This window comes from Mesorhizobium sp. M1307 (assembly GCF_040318155.1).
Taxonomy (GTDB): Bacteria; Pseudomonadota; Alphaproteobacteria; order Rhizobiales; family Rhizobiaceae; genus Mesorhizobium.
Genome location: NZ_JAMYLR010000004.1, coordinates 161,101 through 182,341 on the forward strand (window position 1 = coordinate 161,101; position 21,241 = coordinate 182,341).

Sequence of the window (21,241 nt, forward strand, 5' to 3'; positions counted from 1 at the left end):
GGTTGAAAGGTGCCAGGAAAACACTCGCGCAGCGCTCACATCAGCCGTCGCCCATCGGGGCCGAAATACAGCGGCGAGCGATAGCGGATCATGATCTTGTCGCCCTGAGCCAGGTCGGTGTCGGGGTCGGTTAGCGTCACCAGCTTCCTGGTCCCCACCGTCACATGCAGATGGTTCTGGTCGCCGAGATGCTCGACCCAATCGACGACGCCGTCGGCATGGCCGTTCGCCGCCTTCTCGATCGAAAGATGTTCGGTGCGAGCACCGATCGTCTTTGTTCCCGCCGGCGCGCCGCCATCCGGCAGCAGTCCGACCGGCAACAAATTGATTGCCGGTTGGCCGAGCCGTGCGGCGACGTGTAGGTTTGCCGGCTCAGAATAGATCGCGCGCGGGGAACCGATCTGCACCAGCACGCCGTCGGCGAGAATGCCGATGCGGTCGGCCATGGTCATCGCTTCGATCTGGTCGTGCGTGACGTAGAGCATTGTGGCGCCGAGTTCCGCCTGGATGCGCTTCAGCTCTAGCCTGAGATCGGCGCGCAGCTTGGCGTCGAGCGACGACAGCGGCTCGTCCATCAGGTAGATCGACGGCTTGCGCACCAAGGCGCGGCCGATGGCGACGCGCTGCATCTCGCCGCCAGAGAGTTTGGTCGAGCGATTATTCAGCTTGTGGTGGATGCGCACCATCTTGGCCACGTCCTCGACGCGGCGGCGGATCTGATCCTCCGGCATTTTCCGTGCTGGCGAGCGCAGCGGAAAGGCGAGGTTGTCGTAAACCGACAGATGCGGATAGAGCGAATATTGCTGGAATACGAAAGCGGTGTCGCGCTCGGCCGGCGACAGCGTCGTCGTGTCGTGGCCGGCAATATGGATCGAGCCCGCTTCCGGACGCTCCAACCCGGCGATCAGCCTGAGCGTCGTCGTCTTGCCGGCGCCGGTCGGCCCGAGCAGCACGACGAATTCCCCGTCGGCGATATGCAGGTCGAGATTGTCGACGGCGACATGCTCGCCAAAAGCCTTGGTCACGCTTTTGATGTGAACGTCAGCCATGATGTGCTCTCCCCTGGGAGGCCGAGTCATGGATTTCGGTGCGCACCGCACGCCCGGATCCTTTTGCGAACAGCGACAGCCGCGCGCTGCTCAGCGCCAGGCCCACATGATCGCCCGGATTGAGCCGGATTTCGGCCGGCACCCTGGCCTTGATGATGCCGTCCGCTGTCTCCACCGCGACGATCTGAGTGGTGCCGAGATATTCCGTGCCGTAAATAGCACCGCGCAGCTTCGAAGCGTCATCGAAGCGGATGTGCTCCGGTCGGATGCCAAGCGCCATCTCGGCCGGCGCGACGTCCTCGCGGATCTCCGGCACGGCCACCTTCGCGCCTTGCACAACAATTTCCCTGGCGCCCTTTGAAAGCCCGCCGCCGAAGCCGAGGAAATTCATCGGCGGCGAGCCGATGAAGTCGGCGACGAACATCGTCGCCGGCCGGTCGTAGATCTCGCGCGGCGTGCCGAACTGCTCGATGACGCCGTGGTTCATCACCGCGATCTTGTCGGCCATCGACATCGCTTCCATCTGGTCATGCGTGACATAGACGGTGGTGGCGTGAATGCGGTTGTGCAGTTCTCGCAATTCATGGACCATCAGGTCGCGGAATTCGGTGTCGAGCGTGCCGAGCGGCTCATCCATCAGGAAGCATTTTGGCCGCCGTACGATGGCGCGGCCGAGCGCCACGCGCTGGCGATCGCCGCCGGCAAGCCCGGAGACCGATTTGTTGAGCAGATGGTCGATCCGCAAAAGCTTCGCCGTCTCCTCCACTCGGCTCCGGATTTCAGCGCCTGGCACGCCTTGCGCCAGCAGTGGAAAGCCGATGTTCTTCCGCACATTCATGTGCGGATAGAGCGCGAACAGCTGGAAGACGAAGGCGATGTCGCGCTCGCGGGCACGCCGCATGGTGACGTCCTCGCCGCCAAGCAGGATCTTGCCGCCGGTTGGCAGTTCGAGCCCGGCGATCATGCGCAACGTCGTCGTCTTGCCGCAGCCGGACGGCCCCAGCATGACGAAGAATTCGCCGTCCTCGACGACGAAGTTGGAATCTTGCACGGCGACGAAATCGCCGAATGCCTTCCTCAGATGTTCGACCCTGATCTCGGCCATCGTCTACTCCGGAAATTTCGAGACGATGATGAACATCGCCGTGCCCGCAAGCATGGTGATGAAGGAATAGGTGTAGAGCACCAGTGCGAAGGGCTGGAACAGCATCAGGAAGCCGATGGCGATGATCGCGGTGGCGACGTTTTCCATCAGCCCGCGCCTGGCCCAGACGGGCCAGCGCGATTTGCGTTTTGCGGTCATGCTCATTTACGCACCGCGCCAAAGGTGATGCCGCGCAGCAATTGCTTGCGAAGCAGGATGGTGAAGACCAGGATCGGCACCAGAAAGATCGTCGTGCCGGCCGCGACCGCCGGCCAGTCCTGACCGCCTTCGCCGATGATGGTCGGAATGAAGGGCGGCGCGGTCTGCGCCGTGCCCGAGGTCAGCAGCGCAGCGAAGGCATATTCGTTCCAGGCAAAGATCAGGCAGAAGATGGCGGTTGCGGCAATACCGGTGGTCGCCTGCGGCAGCACCGTGCGCCAGAACGCCTGCAGCCTGGTGTAGCCGTCGATCATCGCCGCTTCTTCATATTCGCGCGGGATCTCGTCGATGAAGCCTTTCAGCAGCCACACCGCCAAGGACACGTTGACCGCCGTATAAAGCAGGATCATGCCGAGAGCCGTGTCCGACAGGCCAAGCTCCCGGTACATCAGGTAGATCGGGATGGCGACCGCGATCGGCGGCATCATCCGCGTCGACAGGATGAAGAACAGAAGGTCGTCGGCGAGCGGCACCTTGAAGCGCGAAAAACCATAGGCCGACAGCGTGCCGAGGAAAACCGCGCAAAACGTCGAGCCGAACGCGATAATCAGCGAATTGACGAAGCGCGGCATGAAGTTGGACGGGCCGGCGATCACCATATTGCGCTTGCGCACCGTCTCGTCGCACAGGCCCGTCGCCGGTCCCAGCGAGTTGATGTATTCCGGTGTTTGCCGAGTCCGGGTCGAGAACAAATTGCAGTAGCCCTCGAGGCTGGGCTGGAACAGGATCTTCGGCGGATAGGCGATCGAATCCGGCGGCGTCTTGAAGCTGGTGGCGAAGATCCACAGCAGCGGCACGATCGAGATCAGCGCGTAGGCGACGATGATGGCGCCGGCGACGCGCTTCGACGTGGCCGACGGCGCGACAACGGAATGGGCTGACGTCAGGCTCATCTCTGCTTCACCTTGTTGAGCGCCTTGACGTAGATGTTTGCGAGGCCAAACACTGCGACGAACAGGATGATGGCGAAAGCCGAGGAATAGCCCGTCCGCCAGCTTTCGAAGGCCTGCCGCTTCAGCGTGATCGAGGCCACTTCGGTGGTCGATCCCGGCCCGCCGCCGGTGAGCAAATTGACCATGTCGAACATCTTGAAGTTCTCGATGCCGCGAAACAGCACCGCCAGCATGATGAAGGGCAGCGCCATCGGCAGCGTGATCGACCAGAACTGCCGCCAGTTGGAGGCGCGGTCGACCTCGGCCGCTTCGTAGATGTATTCGGGGATCGAGCGCAGGCCGGCGAGGCAGATCAGCATTACGTAAGGCGTCCACATCCAGGTGTCGACGATGATGATCGACCATGGCGCCAGTGACACGTTGGAGAGCATGCTGATCTCGGTTGCCGGAATGCCGGTGACGAACGAAACGGCGTAGGCGAACAGCCCGATCTGCGGCTCGTAGAGAAAGCGCCAGAAATTGCCGACCACCGCCGGCGATAGCATCATCGGCACCAGGATGATGGTCGTCCAGAAGGCGTGGCCGCGGAACTTGCGGTCGATCAGCCAGGCCAGAGTGAAGCCGATCAGCGTCTGCAGCAGGATGGTCCAGAACACGAAATGCGCCGTCGTCTGCATGGCGATCCAGATGTCCTGGTCGGCGAGGATGCGCTTGTAGTTGGCCAGCCCGAGGTTCTTCACAACCTCGTTGGGCCGATTGGCGCGAAAATTGGTGAAGGACAGATAGATTGCCCAGAACAGCGGAAAGATGTTGATAGCTAACAGCAACAGGATCGTCGGCGAGATGAACAGCCAGGCGAGGCCCTTGTCGCTGATGCCCCGGACCTTGCGGGCCAACGGCTCGGGCGTAGCCCGGGCAACGCTGTCCGCCGTCCGATTGAGCATGGTCAGTCCTGCTTCGGTCACTTGGCTCGTCTCGACAATGGAATTTATCTGAACTGTGTCCCGTGCCAAGTGGCACGGGACGGTTCGGTCATGGGCTCGGGAGGAGCCGTTTACATCTTGCCATCGTCCTGGAAGACCTCGGTCCAGTCCTTGACGAGGCCGTCGAGCGCATCCTTGGCCGAGCCTTGCCCGGCAACGACATAGTCGTGGAAGCGCTTCTGCGATGCCTGCAACAGCGGGGCATAGCTCGGCTCGGCCCAGAAGTCCTTCACGATGGCCATCGAGTCGAGGAAGGTCTGCGCATAGGGCTGGCTGGCCGGGAAGGCGGGGTCCTTGACGACCGCGTTGAGGCAGGAATAGCCGCCGAGCGACCACCATTTGGACTGCACGTCCTTGTTGGCGAACCATTTGATGTATTTGAGCGCGGCTTCCTGCTTGTCGGAATAGGAGACCACCGAGATGCCCTGGCCGCCGAGCTGGGCGAACTGGTCCCCGTCCGGACCTTTGGGATTGACGAAATAGCCGATCTTGTCGCCGCCGACATTCTCGTCCTTCTGCAGGCCTGGCCAGGTGAAGGCGAAGTTCATGTGCATCGCCACCTGGCCGGATTTGAAGGCATCAACGCCTTCGCCCATGTAGCTGTTCGAGGCGCCGGGAGGGGTGCAGCAATCGTAGAGGGCTTTGTAGAACTCCAGGCCCTTCACCGATTTATCGGAGTTGACGAAGCCTTCCATCTCGTAGGGTTTTTTCGGGTTTTCGTACTGGAAGCCAAAGCTGTAGAGCACGTCCATGGCGCCCATGGTGATGCCTTCCGAGCCGCGCTCGGTGTAGATCGACGCGCCATAGACGGTCTTGCCGTCGATGTCGCGCTTCTGGAAGAATTCGGCGATCTGCTTCAATTGGTCGAAGGTCGTCGGCGGGCCGAGATCCCAGCCGTACTTTTCCTTGAATTCCTTCTGCAGCTCCGGCTTGGAGAACCAGTCCTTGCGGTAAGTCCAACCGACGACGTCACCCATGGCCGGCAGCGCCCAGTAATTCGGCGAGTTCTTCGGCCATTCCGAATAGCCGACGACGGTCGCCGGCACGAAATCGTCCATGCTGATCTTCTCCTTGTCGAAGAAGTCGTTCAGCTTGACGTAATGGCCGTTCTCGGCGGCACCGCCGATCCACTGGCTGTCGCCGATGATGAGGTCGCACAGCTTGCCGTGCGAATTCAGCTCGTTGAGAAAGCGATCGGCATAGTTGGTCCACGGCACGAATTCGAATTTCATGCCGATGCCGGTTTCCTTGGTGAAGTCCTTGGACAATTCCACAAGCGCGTTGGCCGGGTCCCAGGCTGCCCAGCAAAGCGTCAGATCTTCTGCCTGCGCGACATTCGAAACGGCTGTCGACGCAAAGAGTGTCGATGCCAGTCCCAACGCCAATTTCAAGGTCGATTTCATGCCTTCCTCCCATTTGCGAAACGCGTCCGGATGACGGTTTCAAGAGCCCGCTAAACCCCTCCTCCGGGGCCCAAACACAACGACGCGGCGGCGCACCGGATGTTTAGTAATTTGTTTAGTGATGCAATTTTTACTAAATAAGGCAAGCGAATTCGTTGCTGCATCGCAGCATGCTGGATAGGAAAGCAACGTGAGAAGTTGCGGCGACCTGCCTAGGTCACCGTCTTGTTGCTGACGGCCACCGGACGGATCACTGGGGCTGGCGGCAGCAGCGCGCGGATATCGGCGAAGGGGAAGACTGGCTCGAAGCGGAAGGCCTCGGCGAACGATCCGGCTGGGCCGTTGCACTGGCCGGCGCGAAAGGCGTTCTGCGTGCGCGCCGCGTCGACGAAACGCTCGGGATCCTGCGACTGGTGCGCCCGGATCGCCTCCGCCTTGAGATCGAAATGCCTGGAGGTATCGACGTAGTGCGTTGGCGAAAACCCGGTGCCGCCGAACGTGTCGGCATGTAGCACCGGCACCGAGAATGACGCTGCGATGCGCACGCCATCCGACAGCGCGCGGTGGTCGCCATGATAGTCGTTCGGCGCATGCGTTATCACCAGATCCGGCCCTATCTCGCCGATCAGTGCTTTGAGCGCCCCGATCAGCGCGGCATCCGCGACCAGCCCGCCATCGGGAAAGTCGAGGAAGCGCGGCGTCACGCCAAGCAGGCCGGCCGCCGCCGTCGCCTCCTTGCGGCGCGTGCGGGCAAGTGCGGCCGGATCGCCATAGCCGCCCCTGGCGCCATCCGTGGCTATGGCAAAAAAGAGTTCTGCGCCTTGCGCGGCATAGGCGGCCATCGTACCGAACATGAAGATCTCGATGTCGTCCGGATGCGCGCCAAGCGCCAATATCTTCACTCTCATCTCTCCCGGAAATGGAAAAACGTGCCCAACGGAATTCTGCTCGCGCTCATCGCCTATGCAAGCTATTCGTGCAGCGACGCGGTTGTCAAAAGCCTGGGCGGGCAGTTCAACGTCTTCGAGATCGGCTTCTTCTCGACATTGTTTGCCGGCTGCTTTCTGCTCTTTGCCAGGCCGGCAGGCGAGCGCTGGCTCGATTTCTGGCGCACCAACCGGCCCTGGGCGGTACAGGCCCGGGCCTGGGCCGGCATCGCCTCGGGCGTGCTCAGCGTCTATGCCTTCACCACCATCCCGCTGGCGGAAGTCTATGCGCTCATCTTTCTGGCGCCGCTGTTCGTCACTATCCTGGCCACGCTGGTCCTCAAGGAAAAGGTCGGCCCATGGCGGTGGCTGGCGGTCGTCGCCGGCTTTGCCGGGGTCATGCTGGTCGTCAGGCCGGGGTTTCGCGAATTGCATCTTGGTCATCTGGCGGCGTTCACCATCGCCTTCCTGGCCGCCACCAATGTCATCCTGATGCGTTCGCTCGCCGCGCAGGAAAAGCGCACAACGATGCTCGGCGTGCTGATCGGCTACGGCCTGCTCTTCAACGGCGTCGGTGCGGCGGCTACCTCGTTCTCGCTGCCGGATGGCAGGCAATGGGCCTGGCTGGTGCTGGCCGGCGGCTTTACCGCCGGCGGCCAGCTGCTGCATCTGCTGGCGGTCAAATACGCGCCGGCCAACCGCATCGCGCCGACGCATTACTCGCAGATCGTCTGGGCGGTGGTTCTAGGTGCGCTGTTCTTCAGGGAATATCCGGATTTTCTGTCGCTGGTCGGCTTGGCCGTGGTCGGCGGTTCCGGCCTGCTGACGATGGTGCGCGAGGAGGTGCGGCTCGGCACGGTGCGCTGGAACCCGTTTTCGCGGACCAGGCTTTGAGTCGGCGCCGAGGTTGCGTCGCGACCGCCACCGCTGATATGCGGTCGCTGCCAACTGGCTGCACAGCATAGCACAATGACGACAAAACCCTTGCCGGAACTGCCGGTCTCCGTTGTCTTGCCGGCGCTCAATGAAACGCTGAGCCATGGTAACAGCGCCGTGCTGGTGGCGCCGCCCGGTGCCGGCAAGACGACGCTGGTTCCACTGGCGCTGCTCGACGCTGAATGGCTCGGCGCCGGAAAGATCATCCTGCTCGAGCCGCGCCGCCTCGCCGCCCGCGCTGCCGCCCGCCGCATGGCCGAATTGCTCGGCCAAGAGCCCGGCGAAACCGTCGGCTATGCCATGCGCATGGAAAACCGCAGTTCCGCAAAGACCAGGATTCTCGTCGTCACCGAAGGCGTGCTGTCCCGCATGATCCTCGACGACCCGGAACTGCCTGGTGTCGCGGCGGTGCTATTCGACGAGTTCCACGAACGCTCGCTCGACGGCGATTTCGGGTTGGCGCTGGCGCTCGACGTGCAGGGTGCGCTGAGGCCCGAACTCAGATTGCTGGTGATGTCGGCAACGCTCGACGGCGCGCGTGTCGCAAAATTGCTGTCCGGCGCGCCGGTGATCGAGAGCGCAGGCCGCGCCTTCCCGGTCGACATCCGCTATGACGAGCGGCCGGCCGGCGTCACCATCGAGGACGCCATGGTCAAGGCGATCCGCTCGGCGCTTGCCGGGGAGGAGGGCAGCGTGCTCGCTTTCCTGCCCGGCCAGCGCGAGATCGAGCGCACCGCCGAGCGGCTGGCGGGCAAGGTCGGCGCCGATACCGACATCGTGCCGCTCTATGGAATGCTCGACAACAAGGCGCAGGACGCGGCGATCAAGCCGGCGCCGCTCGGCCGCCGCAAGGTCGTGCTGGCGACGTCGATCGCCGAAACCTCCATCACCATCGACGGCGTACGCGTCGTCATCGATTCCGGCCTGTCGCGGCTGCCGCGCTATGAGCCGGCGAGCGGCCTGACGCGGCTGGAGACGGTACGTGCTTCCCGCGCTTCCGCCGACCAGCGCGCCGGTCGTGCCGGGCGCACGCAGCCGGGCGTCGCCATCCGGTTGTGGCGGGCCGAGCAGATGGCGGCCCTGCCGGCCTTCACGCCGCCGGAAATCCTCGAGGCCGATCTTTCCGGCCTGTTGCTCGATAGCGCGGCGTTCGGCGTCGCCGATCCGACCAGCCTGTCCTTCCTCGACCCCCCGCCGGCTCCGGCGCTCACCGAGGCGAGGGTACTGCTACGTGCGCTCGATGCTGTCGATGCGGCAGGACGCCTGACGGATGCCGGTGCCGCGATGCGCAGGTTGGCGCTACCGGTGCGGCTCGCCCACATGGTCGCCGAGGCGGCAAGGACCGGAGAGGCGCTCGAGGCGGCGATGCTCGCCGTATTATTGACCGAGCGTGGCCTTGGCGGCGATGGTGCCGATCTCGAACGGCGGCTGCTGCGCTTTCGCGCCGAAAGATCGCCGCGCGCCACCGCCGCCCGGCAGCTGGCTGAGACGCTGGCAAAGCAGGCTTTACCCTCCCCCTCGAGGGGAGGGTCGGCGAGCGAGCCGAGCGCAGCGAGACGAGGGAGACGGGGCGGGGTCGTCGATGGGGTGCCCGAACCGACCCCACCCCGATCCGCTACGCGGATCGACGCGCCGGGGCGAGCCACGAGTCTCGCCCGTCCTTCCGACCCCCTCAAGGGGGAGGGCAGCACAGCCGGCGCTCTCCTCATCCATGCCTGGCCGGATCGGGTCGCCAAAGCGCGCGGCGAGCGTGGCCGCTTCGTGCTTGCCAACGGCTCGGGCGCCATGCTCGACGCCTCCGATCCGCTGGCCTGCGAGACCTGGCTCGTCGTCGCCGACCTGCAGGGCAAGGCGCAGAACGCCCGCATCACCGCAGCGGCAGCCATCGATGAGGCCGACATCCGCACTGCGCTGGCGGAAAAGACCGAGACCCACCGCGAGGTGAGCTTCGACCGCGACAGGCGCGCGGTGCGGGTGCGCGAAACGGTTCGCCTCGGCGCCATCACGCTGTCCGAACGCATGCTGCCGGCGCCGACCGGTGCCGACGCGGATCGCGCCATCCTCGACGCCTTGCGCGAACACGGCCTGTCCCTGTTGCCGTGGAACAGGGAGGCGGAGACGTTGCGGCAGCGGCTCGGCTGGCTGTATCGCGGCCTCGGCGCGCCATGGCCCGATGTCTCCGATGCCGCGCTCGTCGAGCGCCTCGAGGACTGGCTGCTGCCATTCCTTTCCGGCGCGGCATCCTTTGCGGCAATCGATCCCAGCGTGCTTTCGCAAGGCCTGATGACGCTGGTGCCGCACGAATTGCAGCGCAAGATCGACACATTGGCGCCGACCCATTTCGACGCGCCGTCGGGCAGCCGGCTGCCGATCCGCTATGACGGCGAATGGCCGGTGCTGGCGATCCGCGTGCAGGAACTGTTCGGCTTCGACCGGCATCCGGCGATCGCCAACGGCACTGTGCCGCTGACGCTCGAATTGCTGTCGCCGGCTCACCGGCCGATCCAGACGACGCGCGACCTGCCCGGCTTCTGGCGCGGCTCCTGGGCCGATGTGCGGGCAGAGATGCGCGGCCGCTATCCCAGGCACGTCTGGCCGGAGAACCCGCTTCTCGCCGCCGCCACCAGCCGGGCCAAGCCGCGCGGTACCTGATGCTTCCAGACTGTCATCCCGAACCGAGGGCCGGCTTCGGCGGTTTTTCGGAAAAGACCTCCGGCTGTTTCCCCTCTATAATCACTGGCCATGATAAACATCCTGCACGCACCCGACTTCCAGCAAAGCCAGCGGCTGCGCCTCAACACGCTGATCAGGTTGCGCTGGCTTGCCATCGTCGGCCAGAGCCTGACCGTGCTTGTCGTCGCTTACGGGCTGAAATTTCCGCTGCCGGTCAGCATGTGTTTTGCGCTGATCGCCTGTTCGGCCTGGATGAACCTTTTGCTGACCTTCCGCTATCCGGCGGCGCATCGGCTTACCCCGTTCTCGGCCTTCGCCATCCTGACCTTCGACAGCCTGCAGCTTGCCGGCCTGCTCTACATGACCGGCGGACTCACCAATCCGTTTTCGCTGCTGATGACCGTGCCCGTCGTCGTCTCGGCGACGTCGCTGCCGCTGCGGCTGACCGCCATGCTCGGCGCGCTGGTGATCGTGGCGGCGACGCTGCTGGTCTTTTACCACCTGCCGCTGCCATGGCATGAGGGCGCGCCATTGGCGATGCCGTTCATCTATGTCGCAGGCATGTGGATGGCGGTGTTCTGCTCCATCGCCTTTACCGCGATCTATGCCTTCCGGGTGGCCGAGGAGGCGCGGCTGCTTGCCAACGCGCTTGCCGCCACGGAATTGGTGTTGCAGCGAGAGCAGCATCTCTCTGCCCTCGACGGCCTCGCCGCGGCCGCCGCGCACGAGCTCGGCACACCGCTCGCCACCATCACACTTGTCGCCAAGGAAATGGAGAAGGCGCTTGGCGAAGATCCGAAATACGGCGAGGACGTGAAGCTGCTGCGTTCGCAGAGCGAGCGCTGCCGCGAAATCCTGAAGCGCCTGACCAGCCTGTCCTCCGAGAGCGAGGTGCACCTCTCGCGCCTGCCGCTGACCTCGCTGGTCGAGGAGGTGACGGCGCCGCACCGCGATTTCGGCATTTCGATCAAGCTTCGGCCGGGCGAGCGCATCGGCCCGGAACCGGTGGGCCGGCGCAATCCCGGCGTCATTTACGGCCTCGGCAATCTGGTCGAGAACGCGGTCGACTTCGCCCGCAACAGCGTGACAGTGCGCTGGAACTGGAATGAGGCCGCCGTCAGCTTCTCGATCATCGACGACGGGCCGGGCTTTCCACCGGAGATCATCGACCGTATCGGCGAACCCTATATGTCGACGCGACAAGGCACCGAAGCTGGCGGCGGCCTCGGCCTCGGCCTATTCATCGCCAAAACCTTGCTCGAACGCTCCGGCGCGACGCTCGATTTCCGCAATTCAAGCGAGCCCGGCGAGGGCGCTATCGTGCAGATATCGTGGCCGCGCAGCGTCTTCCTCAATCCCGAGCAGGCTTCGGCCACCATGTTCGACACGGCCTAAATTGGACAATAGCGTTGCGAAACTATATTTGCGTAAAAATCAGGCAGCAGGATTTTCAGCACGATGAGTACTGACGAAACGATTGGCGCAATGGTCGAAGGCGAGGATACCTCGCTGCTGATCGTGGACGACGACAAGCCGTTCCTGACGCGGCTTGCCCGCGCCATGGAAACCAGGGGTTTCGTGGTCGAGACGGCGGAGAGCGTCGAGGAGGCGGTTGCCAAGGCGCGCGCCAATCCGCCGGCCTATGCGGTGGTCGACATGCGGCTGGCCGACGGCAACGGCCTCGACGTCGTCGCCGCGATTCGCGAGAAGCGCGACGACGCCCGCGCCATCATCCTCACCGGCTACGGCAACATCGCCACTGCGGTGACGGCGGTAAAGCTCGGCGCCATCGACTATCTGTCGAAGCCGGCCGATGCCGACGATATTTTTGCCGCTCTGACCCGCACCGCGGGCGAACGCGCAGCGCCGCCAGAAAATCCAATGTCGGCCGATCGCGTGCGCTGGGAACACATCCAGCGCGTCTACGAAATGTGCGACCGCAACGTCTCGGAAACCGCACGCCGCCTGAACATGCATCGCCGCACGCTGCAACGCATCCTCGCCAAGCGCGCGCCGCGCTAAAGGGCTCTCATTACAGGCTTGCCCGGCCAGCGCTGTTTGCGCATCATCGCTTGGCGGTGTCGGACCTTGCCGCTGATACGACGGAGGCGACATGCAGGACGAAAAGCGGCTGGTCTCCATGCTGCGCGAATTCCTCGACAGCGAGGCGGCCGGCGGCCTCATCCTGATGGCTGCGGCGGCCTTGGCCCTGATCGTCGCCAATTCGCCGCTGGGCGAGGCTTATTTCTCCGCCCTCCATGCCTATCTCGGACCGCTCAGCGTCTCGCACTGGATCAATGACGGCCTGATGGCGGTGTTCTTCCTGCTGGTCGGCCTCGAGATCAAGCGCGAAATGCTTGACGGCCAGCTGTCGACCTGGCCGCGCCGCGTGCTGCCCGGCATCGCCGCCGCCGGCGGCATGGCAGCGCCGGCACTGGTCTACGTCGCCATCAACCGCAACAATCCAGCCGCTCTGTCCGGCTGGGCGATCCCAACCGCCACCGATATCGCCTTTGCGCTCGGCGTGCTGTCGCTGCTCGGCAGCCGCGTCCCGGGCTCGCTGAAGATATTCCTCACCGCGCTCGCCATCATCGACGATCTCGGCGCGGTGCTCATCATCGCGGTGTTCTATACCAGCGGCCTCTCGCTCGCCTATCTCGGCGCCGCCTTCGCCGTGATCGCGCTGCTGGTGGTGCTCAACCGCATGCGGGTGCTGACGCTGCTGCCGTACATCTTGCTCGGCATCGTTCTGTGGGTTTTGGTGCTCAAATCGGGCGTCCATGCGACGCTCGCCGGCGTCGCGCTGGCCCTCACCATACCGCTGAAGATATCGCCGGGCAGCGGCCATGATCTCGACCATTCGCCGCTGCACCGGCTCGAACACGGCCTGCACAAAGTCGTCGCCTTTTTCGTCATCCCGATTTTCGGCTTTGCCAACGCCGGCGTCTCGCTCGCCGGTCTCAGCGCTGCCGCCCTGGCCGAGCCGCTGACGCTCGGCGTCGCCGCCGGCCTCGTCTTGGGCAAGCTGGTCGGCGTGTTCGGGTCTTCCGCGCTTGCCATCCGGCTTGGCTTCGCCGATCTGCCGGTCAATGCCGGCTGGCTGCACATGGTCGGCATTTCGCTGCTCTGTGGCATCGGTTTCACCATGAGCCTGTTCATCGGCCTGCTCGCCTTCGCCAGCGACGCCGCCCTGCAGGACGCGGTCAAGGTCGGCATCCTCGCCGGCTCCTTCATCGCCGCGCTCCTCGGCGCCGCTGTGCTGCTGGTGGCGCCGGCCGCAGGCGAGGCGGAGGAGGCGGAAGAATAGGCGTCTCCTCGCGGGCGCTACCCGTGAGCGACCATGACGTGGCGGACGGCGGTATAGTCCTCCAGCGCGTAGAGCGACATGTCCTTGCCGTAGCCGGATTGTTTTAACCCGCCATGCGGCATCTCGTTGGTCAGCATGAAATGGGTATTGATCCAGGTGCAGCCATATTGCAGCCGGGCCGCCGTCGCCATGGCGCGCGAAACATCCTTGGTCCACACCGACGACGCCAGGCCGTAGTCAGAGTCATTGGCCCAGTTCACCGCTTCGTCGACTTCGGAAAAGCGGGTGACCGAGACCACCGGACCGAACACTTCGCGGCGCACGATCTCGTCCTCCTGCAGCGCGCCGGCGACGACGGTCGGCTGGTAGAAGAAGCCGGAGCCCTCGCCCGGCTTGCCGCCCGTGGTGATCTCGATGTGCTTGAGCTCAGAGGCGCGCTCGACGAAGCTCGAGACGCGGTCGCGCTGGCGACGCGAGATCAGCGGGCCGATCTCGTTTTCGGTATCGTCAGGACGATCATACTTGATGGTCGAGACGGCAGCGGAGAGGTCGGCGACGAGCTTGTCGTAGATCTTCTTGCCGGCGTAGATGCGGCAGGCGGCGGTGCAGTCCTGGCCGGCATTGTAATAGCCGAAGGCGCGCAGGCCGTTGACCACCGCGCCGAGATCGGCGTCGTCGAAGACGATGACCGGCGCCTTGCCGCCGAGCTCGAGATGTGTGCGCTTGACCGATTTGGCGGCAGCCTGCAGCACCTTCTTGCCGGTGGCGACGTCGCCGGTGATCGAGATCATGTTGACCTTCGGGTGGTTGATCAGCGTGTTGCCGACGCTGTCGCCGCGACCGAGCACGACGTTGACGACGCCTTCCGGCAGGATCTCGGCAAGGATTTTCGCCAGCTTCAGCGCGGTCAGCGGCGTCTGTTCCGACGGCTTGAAGACGACGGTGTTGCCGCCGGCAATCGCCGGCGCCAGCTTCCAGGCCATCATCATCAGCGGATAGTTCCACGGCGCGATCGACGCGACAACGCCGATGGCGTCGCGGCGGACCATCGAGGTGTGGCCGGGAATGTATTCGCCGGCGACCTGGCCGGGCATCGAGCGGACCGCGCCGGCAAAGAAGCGGTAGCAGTCGACGATCGCCGGGATCTCGTCATTGAGCACGGCATTGATCGGCTTGCCACAGTTCAGCGCCTCGAGCGCCGCGAAATCCTGTGCAGCAGCCTCGATGCGATCGGCGATCTTCAGGAGATAGCCGGCGCGCTGCGCCGGTGTTGTGCGGGACCAGGTGACGAAGGCTTTTTCGGCAGCAAGCACGGCCGCCTCGATCTGCGCTGGGCTGGCCTCAGGCAGATTGAGGATGGTCGCCCCGGTCTTCGGGTTGAGGATCGGCTCCTCGGTCTCGGTGCCTTTTTCGAATTTCGAGCCGATCAGCATCTGCTTGTCCATGGAAGTCTCTCCCTTATGAACGAGATCATTTGCCCGAACCGGCGATCTGGTCGCCGTCGCGGGTCAGGTAATAGGCAGCGAGGATGGGGAGCAGCGTCACCAGCACTACCACCATCGCCACGACATTGGTGACCGGACGCTGGCGCGGACGGATCAATTCTTCGAGCATCCAGATCGGCACCGTCTGCTGCTGGCCGGCGGTGAAGGTGGTGACGATGACCTCGTCGAAGGACAGCGCAAAGGCAAGCATGCCGCCGGCCAGCAGCGCGGTAGCGATGTTGGGCAGCACGACATGCCGAAAGGTCTGGAAACCATCGGCGCCGAGATCCATCGACGCCTCGATCATCGAGCCGGACGTGCGGCGGAAACGGGCGACCGCGTTGTTGTAGACGACGACCACGCAGAAGGTGGCGTGGCCGAGCACGATCGTCCAGAACGAGAACGGGATTTCGGCCAGCGCGAAGGCCGAGCGCAGCGCGATGCCGGTGATGATGCCGGGCAGCGCGATCGGCAGGATGACCAGCAGCGAGATGGTTTCGCGGCCGAAGAATTTTGTGCGGGACACGGCGGCTGCGCACAGCGTGCCGAGGATCAGAGCGATGGCAGTCGAGATCGCCGCGACCCGCACAGACAATGACAGCGCCTGCCAGACGTCGGGGCGGTTCCAGGTGACGGCGAACCATTGCGTGGTCAGGCCCGGCGGCGGCCAGACGAAGCTCTTCTCCTCGGTGGTGAAGGCATAGACGAAGATCAGCAGGATCGGCAGGTGCAGAAAGAGCAGGCCGCCGGTGGCAGCGAGCTTCAGGCCGATCGGCGCAGATGGGCCACGGTCAGAGCGCATCGAAAGCCCCCATGCGCTTGGCGCCCCAGAGATAGAAGCCCATGATGACGATGGGCACCACGGTAAAGGCGGCGGCGAGCGGGATGTTGCCGGCGGTGCCTTGCTGCGAATAGACGGCCTGGCCGATGAACAGCCGCGAGGTGCCGATGATCTGAGGAATGATGTAGTCGCCGAGCGTCAGCGAGAAGGTGAAGATCGAGCCGGCAACGATGCCGGGCAGCGCCAGCGGGAACAGCACGTTGCCGAAGGTCTGGCCGGGCGAGGCGCCGAGATCGGACGAAGCCTCGACCAAATTGCCCGGCACGCGCTCGAGTGCGGCCTGCACCGGCAGGATCATGAATGGCAGCCAGACATAGACGAAGACGACGAAGGTGCCGGTTGAGGAGACCGACAATGAGTTGCCGCCGACGATCGGCAGCGATAGCCAGGCATCAAGCAGCCAGAGAAGATGCAATTTGGCCAGCAGCCATGTCAGGATGCCTTCCTTGGCCAGGATCAGCTTCCAGGCATAGATCTTGACCAGGTAGCTCGACCACAGCGGCAGCATGACGCCGAGATAAAACAGCGCCTTCCAACGGCCACGCGCATAGCGCGCCGCGTAATAGGCGATGGGAAAGGCGATGACCGCCGCAGCCAGCGTCACCAGCGCCGCCATCGTCACCGTGCGCAGGATGATGTCGAGATTGGCGGCCTGCAGCAGGTCGCCATAAGTCTTCAGCGTGAACTCGCGGTTGATGAGGCCGGAGAACTCATCGATCGAAAAGAAGCTCTGCAAAAGCAGCGCAAACAGCGAGCCGATATAGACGATGCCGAGCCAAAGAACCGGGGGTAGCAGCATCAGGAGCAGCAAGAATTGCGGCCGGCGCCAGAAGAGATCGGAGAGCCCGCCGCGTACGCCGCCACTACCCGGCAGGATGGCGGGGGCCGTGGCCCGCGGCATGGCAGCGTCCAGGCTCATCCTGGCTCGTCCATCAGATGCAAATGCTCGCGGTTGAAGGTGAGCACCACCGCCTCGCCTTCCCGGGGCAAGGCAGCACCCGCCGGCACGATGGCATGCAGCCGCAAGCCCTCTGCATCGAGCGCCAGTCTTGTCGTGGCGCCGAGATAGTTGGTCGAGACCAGGCGGGCGGCAACCCCTTCGCCGTTGGCCCGGCCAATACGGATGGATTCGGGCCGCAGGCTGCCCCAGCGATGCTGGCCGGCATAGCGCTGGACGAAATCCGGCGGCAGCACGTTGGACGAGCCGACGAAATCGGCGACGAAGCGGGTCTTGGGGCGCTGGTAGATGTCTTCCGGCGTGCCGATCTGCATGATCTTGCCGTCATTGAAGACGGCCACGCGGTCGGCCATCGACAGCGCTTCGCCCTGGTCGTGGGTGACGAACACGAAGGTGATGCCGAGCGCCTTCTGCAGCGATTTCAACTCCTCCTGCATGTTTTCGCGAAGCTTGAGGTCGAGGGCGCCGAGCGGCTCGTCGAGCAACAGCACCTTGGGCTGGTTGACCAGCGCACGGGCGAGCGCGACGCGCTGGCGCTGGCCGCCGGAAAGCTGGCCAGGGCGACGGGCGCCGTAGCCGGGAAGCCGCACCAGCGCCAGCGCTTCTTCCGCCGCCTTTTGCCGCTCCGGTCTGCCGACGCCCTTGACCATCAGCCCATAGGCGACGTTGTCGAGCACGTTGAGATGCGGGAACAGCGCATAATCCTGGAACACGGTGTTGACGTTGCGGCGATAGGGCGGCACGCCCTCGGCGCGTTCGCCGAAGATCGAGATCGAGCCCGCCGTCGGCTGCTCGAAACCGGCGATGAGGCGCAGGCACGTCGTCTTGCCCGAGCCGGAAGGCCCGAGCATGGCGAAGAACTCGCCCGGCACGATGTCGAGATCGACCGCGTCGACGGCACGCACGCTGCCGAAATGGCGAGAGACGTTTTGGAAGGAAACGGCGGAGGTCATGGGGCTGTCCTGATCTGTCAGGCTCATCAAATTTCAGGCGGTAGCGCTGCCTCTCATCCGCCTGCCGGCACCTTCTCCTCGTATAGTGGACGGGGAGAAGGGAGGCGCTCCAACGCTGGCGACCCCCCGTTCTTCACGGGGAGAGGGTAAGGGTGAGGGGCAGCGCCGAGCTTCGTAGGTGAGGCGAACTCACCGCCCGCCGATGACGCCGATATAGTCCGACACCCAGCGGTAATAGGGCACGCACTGGTCGTTCTGGGTGGCGCATTTCGAGACCGGCGTCTTCCAGAACTTGATCTTGTCGAAATTGTCGTACCCGTTGGTCTTGCAGCCTTCCTCCCCGAGCAGTTCGTTGCCCTTGCAGGCGGCGGGCACAACCGGCAGCGAGCCGAACCAGGCGGAGACGTCGCCCTGCACTTTTGGCGACAGCGAATGCTCCATCCACATGTAGGCGCAGTTCGGGTGGGCAGCATCGGCCTCCATCATCGTGGTATCCGCCCAGCCGGTGACGCCCTCCTCGGGGATAGTCGAGGCGACCGGCTTCTTGGCCGCGATCAGCGTGTTGACCTGGTAGGGCCAAGAACCGGAGGCGACGACGCCTTCGTTCTGGAAATCGTCGACCTGGATGGCGGCGTCGTGCCAATAGCGTCCGACCAGCGTACGCTGGACCCGCAGCAGGTCGAGCGCCGCCTTGTACTGATCCTCGGTCAGTTCGTACGGATCCTTGATGCCGAGCTCCGGTTTGTGAGCCATCAGGTAATTGGCGGCGTCGGCGATGTGGATCGGCCCGTCATAGGCCTGGACGCGGCCCTTGTTCGACTTGCCGTCGGGAAGCTTCATTTCCTCGAAGACCACGTTCCAGCTCTTCGGCGCCTCCTTGAACACTTCGGTGTTGTACATCAGCACGTTCGGCCCCCACTGATAGGGGACGCCGTAATGGACTCCGCCGACGGTGAACCAGGGCGCATCCTTCAGCCGGTCGTCGACCGTCTTCCAGCTCGGGATGAGGTCGGTGTTGATCGGCTGGACGCGCTTGCCGGCGACCAGACGCAGCGAGGCATCGCCCGAGGCGGTGACCAGGTCGAAACCGCCCTCGTTCATCAGCGAGACCATCTCGTCGGAGGTGTTAGCGGTCTTGACGTTGACCTTGCAGCCGGTTTCCTTCTCGAAGGACGTGACCCAATCATAGCCCTTGTCGGTTTCGCCGCGCTCGATATAGCCCGGCCAGGCGACGATATTGACCTCGCCTTCGCCTTTGCCGAGCTCCTTGACCTGGGCGATGGCCTGGCCGGAGAAGCTCAGCGCGACCGTTAAGGCAGTGCATGATTTCAGCAATGAATTCATCGTCGATCTCCCATTTTGCATGACCTCGAAACCGGTTTCGGGTTTCGGAAGAAGATCATGCGCCCGTTCAAAAACGTTGGATGCGCGGCTCTGAAAGCCCGATGCGAAAACTAAAAGTCTTAGAGCGTACTATGTGCGTCCAATTGGACGCACGTCGCTCTAACGGCAGCTTTGTTCCCTGACCGAAAAGTGCTGCGAAATTTCCGGTTTCGCAAATTCATTTATCAGAAAGCCGATATCGGTTTTTCCGATACGTCAGCGGCCGATCTTCTCGGGCCGTTGGCGCACCATGCGCTGCGACTGGGCAAGTCCGATGAAGTCGCGCGCCGCCTGCGGCAGGCCGGAGCCGCGCCGCCAGACCATGCCGACCTGGACGACTGGTAACGACCCCGAAATATCGCGCGATTCGATGCGGTCGCCTTCCAGCGACCATGGCCGGTAGACGAGGTCGGGCAGCAGCGCCACGCCGGCGCCGGTAGCGACGAGGCTGCGCACCGCTTCGACCGAGCGGGTGCGGAAGGCGACATGCGGCTTGGCGCCGATTGCCGTCAGCAGCTTTCCGGTGTTCTCCTCGATCTCGTCGACGGTCAGCATGATCAGCGGTTCCGAGGCGATGTCGCCGATGCCGATGATGTCGGCACCGGCCAAGGGATGGCCGAGCGGCAGCCACAGCCGATAGGCCGAGACTTCGAGGATTTCGGACTGCAGTGCCGTGCGGTCGCGCAGGTTCGAGGTGACCATGACGGCAATGTCGAGCTTGCCGCCAATTAACAGGTGCTCGAGATAGTCGCCATTGTCCTCGATCGCCGAGACCTCGACACCCGGATAGGCGCGGCGGTAGCGGGCAAGAAGATCGGAAAGCACATAGCCGGCGACCAGCGAGGTGACGCCAAGTTGCAGCCGCCCGCTTGCCGCGGCCTGTTCGCCGAAGAAGGCGCGGCGCGCATCGGAAACGTCGGCCAGGATCTTTCTCGCATGGCGCAGGAACTGGTGGCCTTTGTGGGTGATGTTCAAGCCGCGCGGGTGGCGCTCGAACAGCTCGACGCCGAGATCGTGCTCCAGCTCCTTGATCGCCTCGGTGACCGAGGATTGCGAGATCGACAGGTTCTGGGCGGCGCCCGACACTGTGCCCTGCTCGGCGACGGCGATGAAGAACTGCAATTGGCGGATGGTGAAAGCCATGGCCGGACTAAACACGGCAGAGGCGGCGCTGGGAAGTGGGTGCTGGCGCAGATCTCCCGATGGTGCTCCCGATAGAGCTCAGCCCTCGCTTCCGCCATCGGCAATGCTGAGCCGTGCGCCGGCCTGGGCAAGGGCGGCGGCGATGTCGTGCGGCGGCGGACGGTCGGTCGCGAGTTCGGAAAAGCCGCCGAAGCCGCAGACCTGAACAAGGCCCTGGCGGCCGAATTTGCTGTGGTCGGTGACGACAAGCGAACGCTGGCCGCGCGACAGCACCATGCGGGCGAATTCGGCCTCTTCCAGATCATAGTCCATGACGCCGGTGACGGCATCGACCGCACCGGTCGATATCACTGCATGGCTGACGGAAAAGCGGCTGACGAATTCGATGGCCGAGACGCCGAAGGCAGCACCGGAATCGCTGCGCAGCTCGCCGCCGGCCATGTAGACCTTATTGCCGTTGACGGTGGCCAGCGTGCGGGCGATGTCGGAGGAGTTGGTGACGACCGTCAGCCGCCGGTGGCCGAGCAGTTCCCGGGCCAGGAAAGAGGTGGTGGTGCCGGTGTCGAGCATGATCGATTCGCCGTCGCGGATGGTGGCGGCGACCATGCGCGCTATTGCCCGCTTGGCATCGGCGTTCTCGCGCATGCGCCGCTCGAACGGCGCTTCGCCGGCAATCGACGGCAGGCCGACGGCGCCGTGCATCTTGAGGATGGAACCGTCGCTGGTCAGTGGCTTGACGTCGCGGCGTACTGTCTCCAGCGAGACGCCCAGCCGGTTGGCCAGGCTCGCAATGGTCACGGTGCCTTCCTCCTTGAGGAGGCGCAGGATTTCGCCATGCCGCTTCGAGTGGACCATCGGCTCCATCCGGTCGGATTGTTGCACCGCTGACCGCTTCTACGGCATAAATGCCACTAACTCCAAGGAATTTAGCAAAATTCGGGCAAAA

At 64.1% G+C, this 21,241-nt stretch carries 19 protein-coding genes; 5 read left to right on the plus strand and 14 right to left on the minus strand.

Annotated elements, in window-relative coordinates; all coding sequences use genetic code 11:
- Nucleotides 1–35 precede the first annotated feature (35 nt).
- From NKH16_RS07925 to NKH16_RS07955, 7 genes are all read right to left on the minus strand, one after another.
- Nucleotides 36–1,049, minus strand: coding sequence for an ABC transporter ATP-binding protein (locus NKH16_RS07925; RefSeq protein WP_352448469.1), 1,014 nt, complete (start codon nucleotides 1,047–1,049; stop codon nucleotides 36–38).
- Nucleotides 1,042–2,154 carry an ABC transporter ATP-binding protein gene (locus NKH16_RS07930; protein ID WP_352448470.1) on the minus strand — a complete coding sequence of 371 codons (1,113 nt, stop codon included), beginning with the start codon at nucleotides 2,152–2,154 and terminating at the stop codon, nucleotides 1,042–1,044. The genes NKH16_RS07925 and NKH16_RS07930 overlap by 8 nt, the downstream gene beginning before the upstream one ends.
- Before the next feature lie 3 nt (nucleotides 2,155–2,157).
- On the minus strand, nucleotides 2,158–2,358 hold the full coding sequence (locus NKH16_RS07935; protein ID WP_023676334.1) for a hypothetical protein: 201 nt from the start codon (nucleotides 2,356–2,358) through the stop codon (nucleotides 2,158–2,160).
- Nucleotides 2,355–3,305 carry a carbohydrate ABC transporter permease gene (locus NKH16_RS07940; RefSeq protein ID WP_352448471.1) on the minus strand — a complete coding sequence of 317 codons (951 nt, stop codon included), beginning with the start codon at nucleotides 3,303–3,305 and terminating at the stop codon, nucleotides 2,355–2,357. Before NKH16_RS07940 ends, NKH16_RS07935 begins: the two co-directional genes overlap by 4 nt.
- Nucleotides 3,302–4,249: a carbohydrate ABC transporter permease gene (locus tag NKH16_RS07945; protein WP_031211681.1), complete on the minus strand. Its 948-nt coding sequence runs from the start codon at nucleotides 4,247–4,249 to the stop codon at nucleotides 3,302–3,304. Before NKH16_RS07945 ends, NKH16_RS07940 begins: the two co-directional genes overlap by 4 nt.
- 110 nt (nucleotides 4,250–4,359) lie before the next feature.
- Nucleotides 4,360–5,691: an ABC transporter substrate-binding protein gene (locus tag NKH16_RS07950; RefSeq protein WP_352454682.1), complete on the minus strand. Its 1,332-nt coding sequence runs from the start codon at nucleotides 5,689–5,691 to the stop codon at nucleotides 4,360–4,362.
- Between the two features lie 212 nt (nucleotides 5,692–5,903).
- A complete protein-coding gene (locus NKH16_RS07955) occupies nucleotides 5,904–6,593 on the minus strand; it encodes a PIG-L deacetylase family protein (RefSeq protein ID WP_352743063.1) in 690 nt (229 codons plus the stop codon).
- A gap of 27 nt (nucleotides 6,594–6,620) precedes the next feature.
- On the opposite strand from NKH16_RS07955, the gene NKH16_RS07960 reads away from it, so the two are divergent.
- The 5 genes from NKH16_RS07960 (at nucleotide 6,621) to nhaA (ending at nucleotide 13,533) form a co-directional block, all read left to right on the plus strand.
- Nucleotides 6,621–7,511: a DMT family transporter gene (locus tag NKH16_RS07960; protein ID WP_352743064.1), complete on the plus strand. Its 891-nt coding sequence runs from the start codon at nucleotides 6,621–6,623 to the stop codon at nucleotides 7,509–7,511.
- Nucleotides 7,512–7,586: 75 nt separating this feature from the next.
- Nucleotides 7,587–10,205 (plus strand): ATP-dependent helicase HrpB, encoded by a 2,619-nt coding sequence (hrpB, locus tag NKH16_RS07965; protein ID WP_352898948.1) that lies wholly within the window; start codon nucleotides 7,587–7,589, stop codon nucleotides 10,203–10,205.
- 90 nt (nucleotides 10,206–10,295) lie between these two features.
- A complete protein-coding gene (locus tag NKH16_RS07970; RefSeq protein ID WP_352448476.1) occupies nucleotides 10,296–11,621 on the plus strand; it encodes an ActS/PrrB/RegB family redox-sensitive histidine kinase in 1,326 nt (441 codons plus the stop codon).
- Between the two features lie 63 nt (nucleotides 11,622–11,684).
- Entirely contained in the window at nucleotides 11,685–12,248 is a 564-nt protein-coding gene (locus NKH16_RS07975; protein ID WP_023676342.1) for an ActR/PrrA/RegA family redox response regulator transcription factor, read from the plus strand.
- Nucleotides 12,249–12,339: 91 nt separating this feature from the next.
- Nucleotides 12,340–13,533, plus strand: a complete 1,194-nt coding sequence (gene nhaA / locus NKH16_RS07980) for a Na+/H+ antiporter NhaA (RefSeq protein WP_352454677.1) — start codon at nucleotides 12,340–12,342, stop codon at nucleotides 13,531–13,533.
- 17 nt (nucleotides 13,534–13,550) lie between these two features.
- On the opposite strand, the gene NKH16_RS07985 is transcribed toward nhaA, so the two are convergent.
- From NKH16_RS07985 to NKH16_RS08015, 7 genes are all read right to left on the minus strand, one after another.
- Nucleotides 13,551–14,978, minus strand: a complete 1,428-nt coding sequence (locus NKH16_RS07985; RefSeq protein ID WP_352743068.1) for a gamma-aminobutyraldehyde dehydrogenase — start codon at nucleotides 14,976–14,978, stop codon at nucleotides 13,551–13,553.
- A gap of 25 nt (nucleotides 14,979–15,003) precedes the next feature.
- Nucleotides 15,004–15,819, minus strand: a complete 816-nt coding sequence (locus tag NKH16_RS07990; RefSeq protein WP_023676345.1) for an ABC transporter permease — start codon at nucleotides 15,817–15,819, stop codon at nucleotides 15,004–15,006.
- On the minus strand, nucleotides 15,809–16,759 hold the full coding sequence (locus NKH16_RS07995; protein WP_352448480.1) for an ABC transporter permease: 951 nt from the start codon (nucleotides 16,757–16,759) through the stop codon (nucleotides 15,809–15,811). The genes NKH16_RS07990 and NKH16_RS07995 overlap by 11 nt, the downstream gene beginning before the upstream one ends.
- A 14-nt stretch (nucleotides 16,760–16,773) precedes the next feature.
- Entirely contained in the window at nucleotides 16,774–17,769 is a 996-nt protein-coding gene (locus NKH16_RS08000) for an ABC transporter ATP-binding protein (RefSeq protein WP_352448481.1), read from the minus strand.
- Nucleotides 17,770–17,958: 189 nt separating this feature from the next.
- Entirely contained in the window at nucleotides 17,959–19,113 is a 1,155-nt protein-coding gene (locus NKH16_RS08005; RefSeq protein WP_352448482.1) for an ABC transporter substrate-binding protein, read from the minus strand.
- A 255-nt stretch (nucleotides 19,114–19,368) separates the two neighbouring features.
- Nucleotides 19,369–20,295, minus strand: a complete 927-nt coding sequence (locus NKH16_RS08010) for a LysR family transcriptional regulator (RefSeq protein WP_023676350.1) — start codon at nucleotides 20,293–20,295, stop codon at nucleotides 19,369–19,371.
- Nucleotides 20,296–20,373: 78 nt separating this feature from the next.
- Nucleotides 20,374–21,150 (minus strand): DeoR/GlpR family DNA-binding transcription regulator, encoded by a 777-nt coding sequence (locus tag NKH16_RS08015; RefSeq protein ID WP_352743073.1) that lies wholly within the window; start codon nucleotides 21,148–21,150, stop codon nucleotides 20,374–20,376.
- Between the last annotated feature and the right edge of the window lie 91 nt (nucleotides 21,151–21,241).

What these genes read in the sequence shown, in the direction of transcription:
- NKH16_RS07940 (WP_352448471.1), bottom strand. Translation starts at nt 3,305, where the DNA reads ATGAGCCTGACGTCAGCCCATTCCGTTGTCGCGCCGTCGGCCACGTCG.
- NKH16_RS07970 (WP_352448476.1), top strand. Translation starts at nt 10,296, where the DNA reads ATGATAAACATCCTGCACGCACCCGACTTCCAGCAAAGCCAGCGGCTG.
- NKH16_RS07925 (WP_352448469.1), bottom strand. Translation starts at nt 1,049, where the DNA reads ATGGCTGACGTTCACATCAAAAGCGTGACCAAGGCTTTTGGCGAGCAT.
- NKH16_RS07945 (WP_031211681.1), bottom strand. Translation starts at nt 4,249, where the DNA reads ATGCTCAATCGGACGGCGGACAGCGTTGCCCGGGCTACGCCCGAGCCG.
- NKH16_RS08010 (WP_023676350.1), bottom strand. Translation starts at nt 20,295, where the DNA reads ATGGCTTTCACCATCCGCCAATTGCAGTTCTTCATCGCCGTCGCCGAG.
- hrpB (WP_352898948.1), top strand. Translation starts at nt 7,587, where the DNA reads ATGACGACAAAACCCTTGCCGGAACTGCCGGTCTCCGTTGTCTTGCCG.
- nhaA (WP_352454677.1), top strand. Translation starts at nt 12,340, where the DNA reads ATGCAGGACGAAAAGCGGCTGGTCTCCATGCTGCGCGAATTCCTCGAC.
- NKH16_RS07930 (WP_352448470.1), bottom strand. Translation starts at nt 2,154, where the DNA reads ATGGCCGAGATCAGGGTCGAACATCTGAGGAAGGCATTCGGCGATTTC.
- NKH16_RS07990 (WP_023676345.1), bottom strand. Translation starts at nt 15,819, where the DNA reads ATGCGCTCTGACCGTGGCCCATCTGCGCCGATCGGCCTGAAGCTCGCT.
- NKH16_RS07935 (WP_023676334.1), bottom strand. Translation starts at nt 2,358, where the DNA reads ATGAGCATGACCGCAAAACGCAAATCGCGCTGGCCCGTCTGGGCCAGG.
- NKH16_RS08015 (WP_352743073.1), bottom strand. Translation starts at nt 21,150, where the DNA reads ATGGTCCACTCGAAGCGGCATGGCGAAATCCTGCGCCTCCTCAAGGAG.
- NKH16_RS08000 (WP_352448481.1), bottom strand. Translation starts at nt 17,769, where the DNA reads ATGACCTCCGCCGTTTCCTTCCAAAACGTCTCTCGCCATTTCGGCAGC.
- NKH16_RS07995 (WP_352448480.1), bottom strand. Translation starts at nt 16,759, where the DNA reads ATGCCGCGGGCCACGGCCCCCGCCATCCTGCCGGGTAGTGGCGGCGTA.
- NKH16_RS07975 (WP_023676342.1), top strand. Translation starts at nt 11,685, where the DNA reads ATGAGTACTGACGAAACGATTGGCGCAATGGTCGAAGGCGAGGATACC.
- NKH16_RS07985 (WP_352743068.1), bottom strand. Translation starts at nt 14,978, where the DNA reads ATGGACAAGCAGATGCTGATCGGCTCGAAATTCGAAAAAGGCACCGAG.
- NKH16_RS08005 (WP_352448482.1), bottom strand. Translation starts at nt 19,113, where the DNA reads ATGAATTCATTGCTGAAATCATGCACTGCCTTAACGGTCGCGCTGAGC.
- NKH16_RS07950 (WP_352454682.1), bottom strand. Translation starts at nt 5,691, where the DNA reads ATGAAATCGACCTTGAAATTGGCGTTGGGACTGGCATCGACACTCTTT.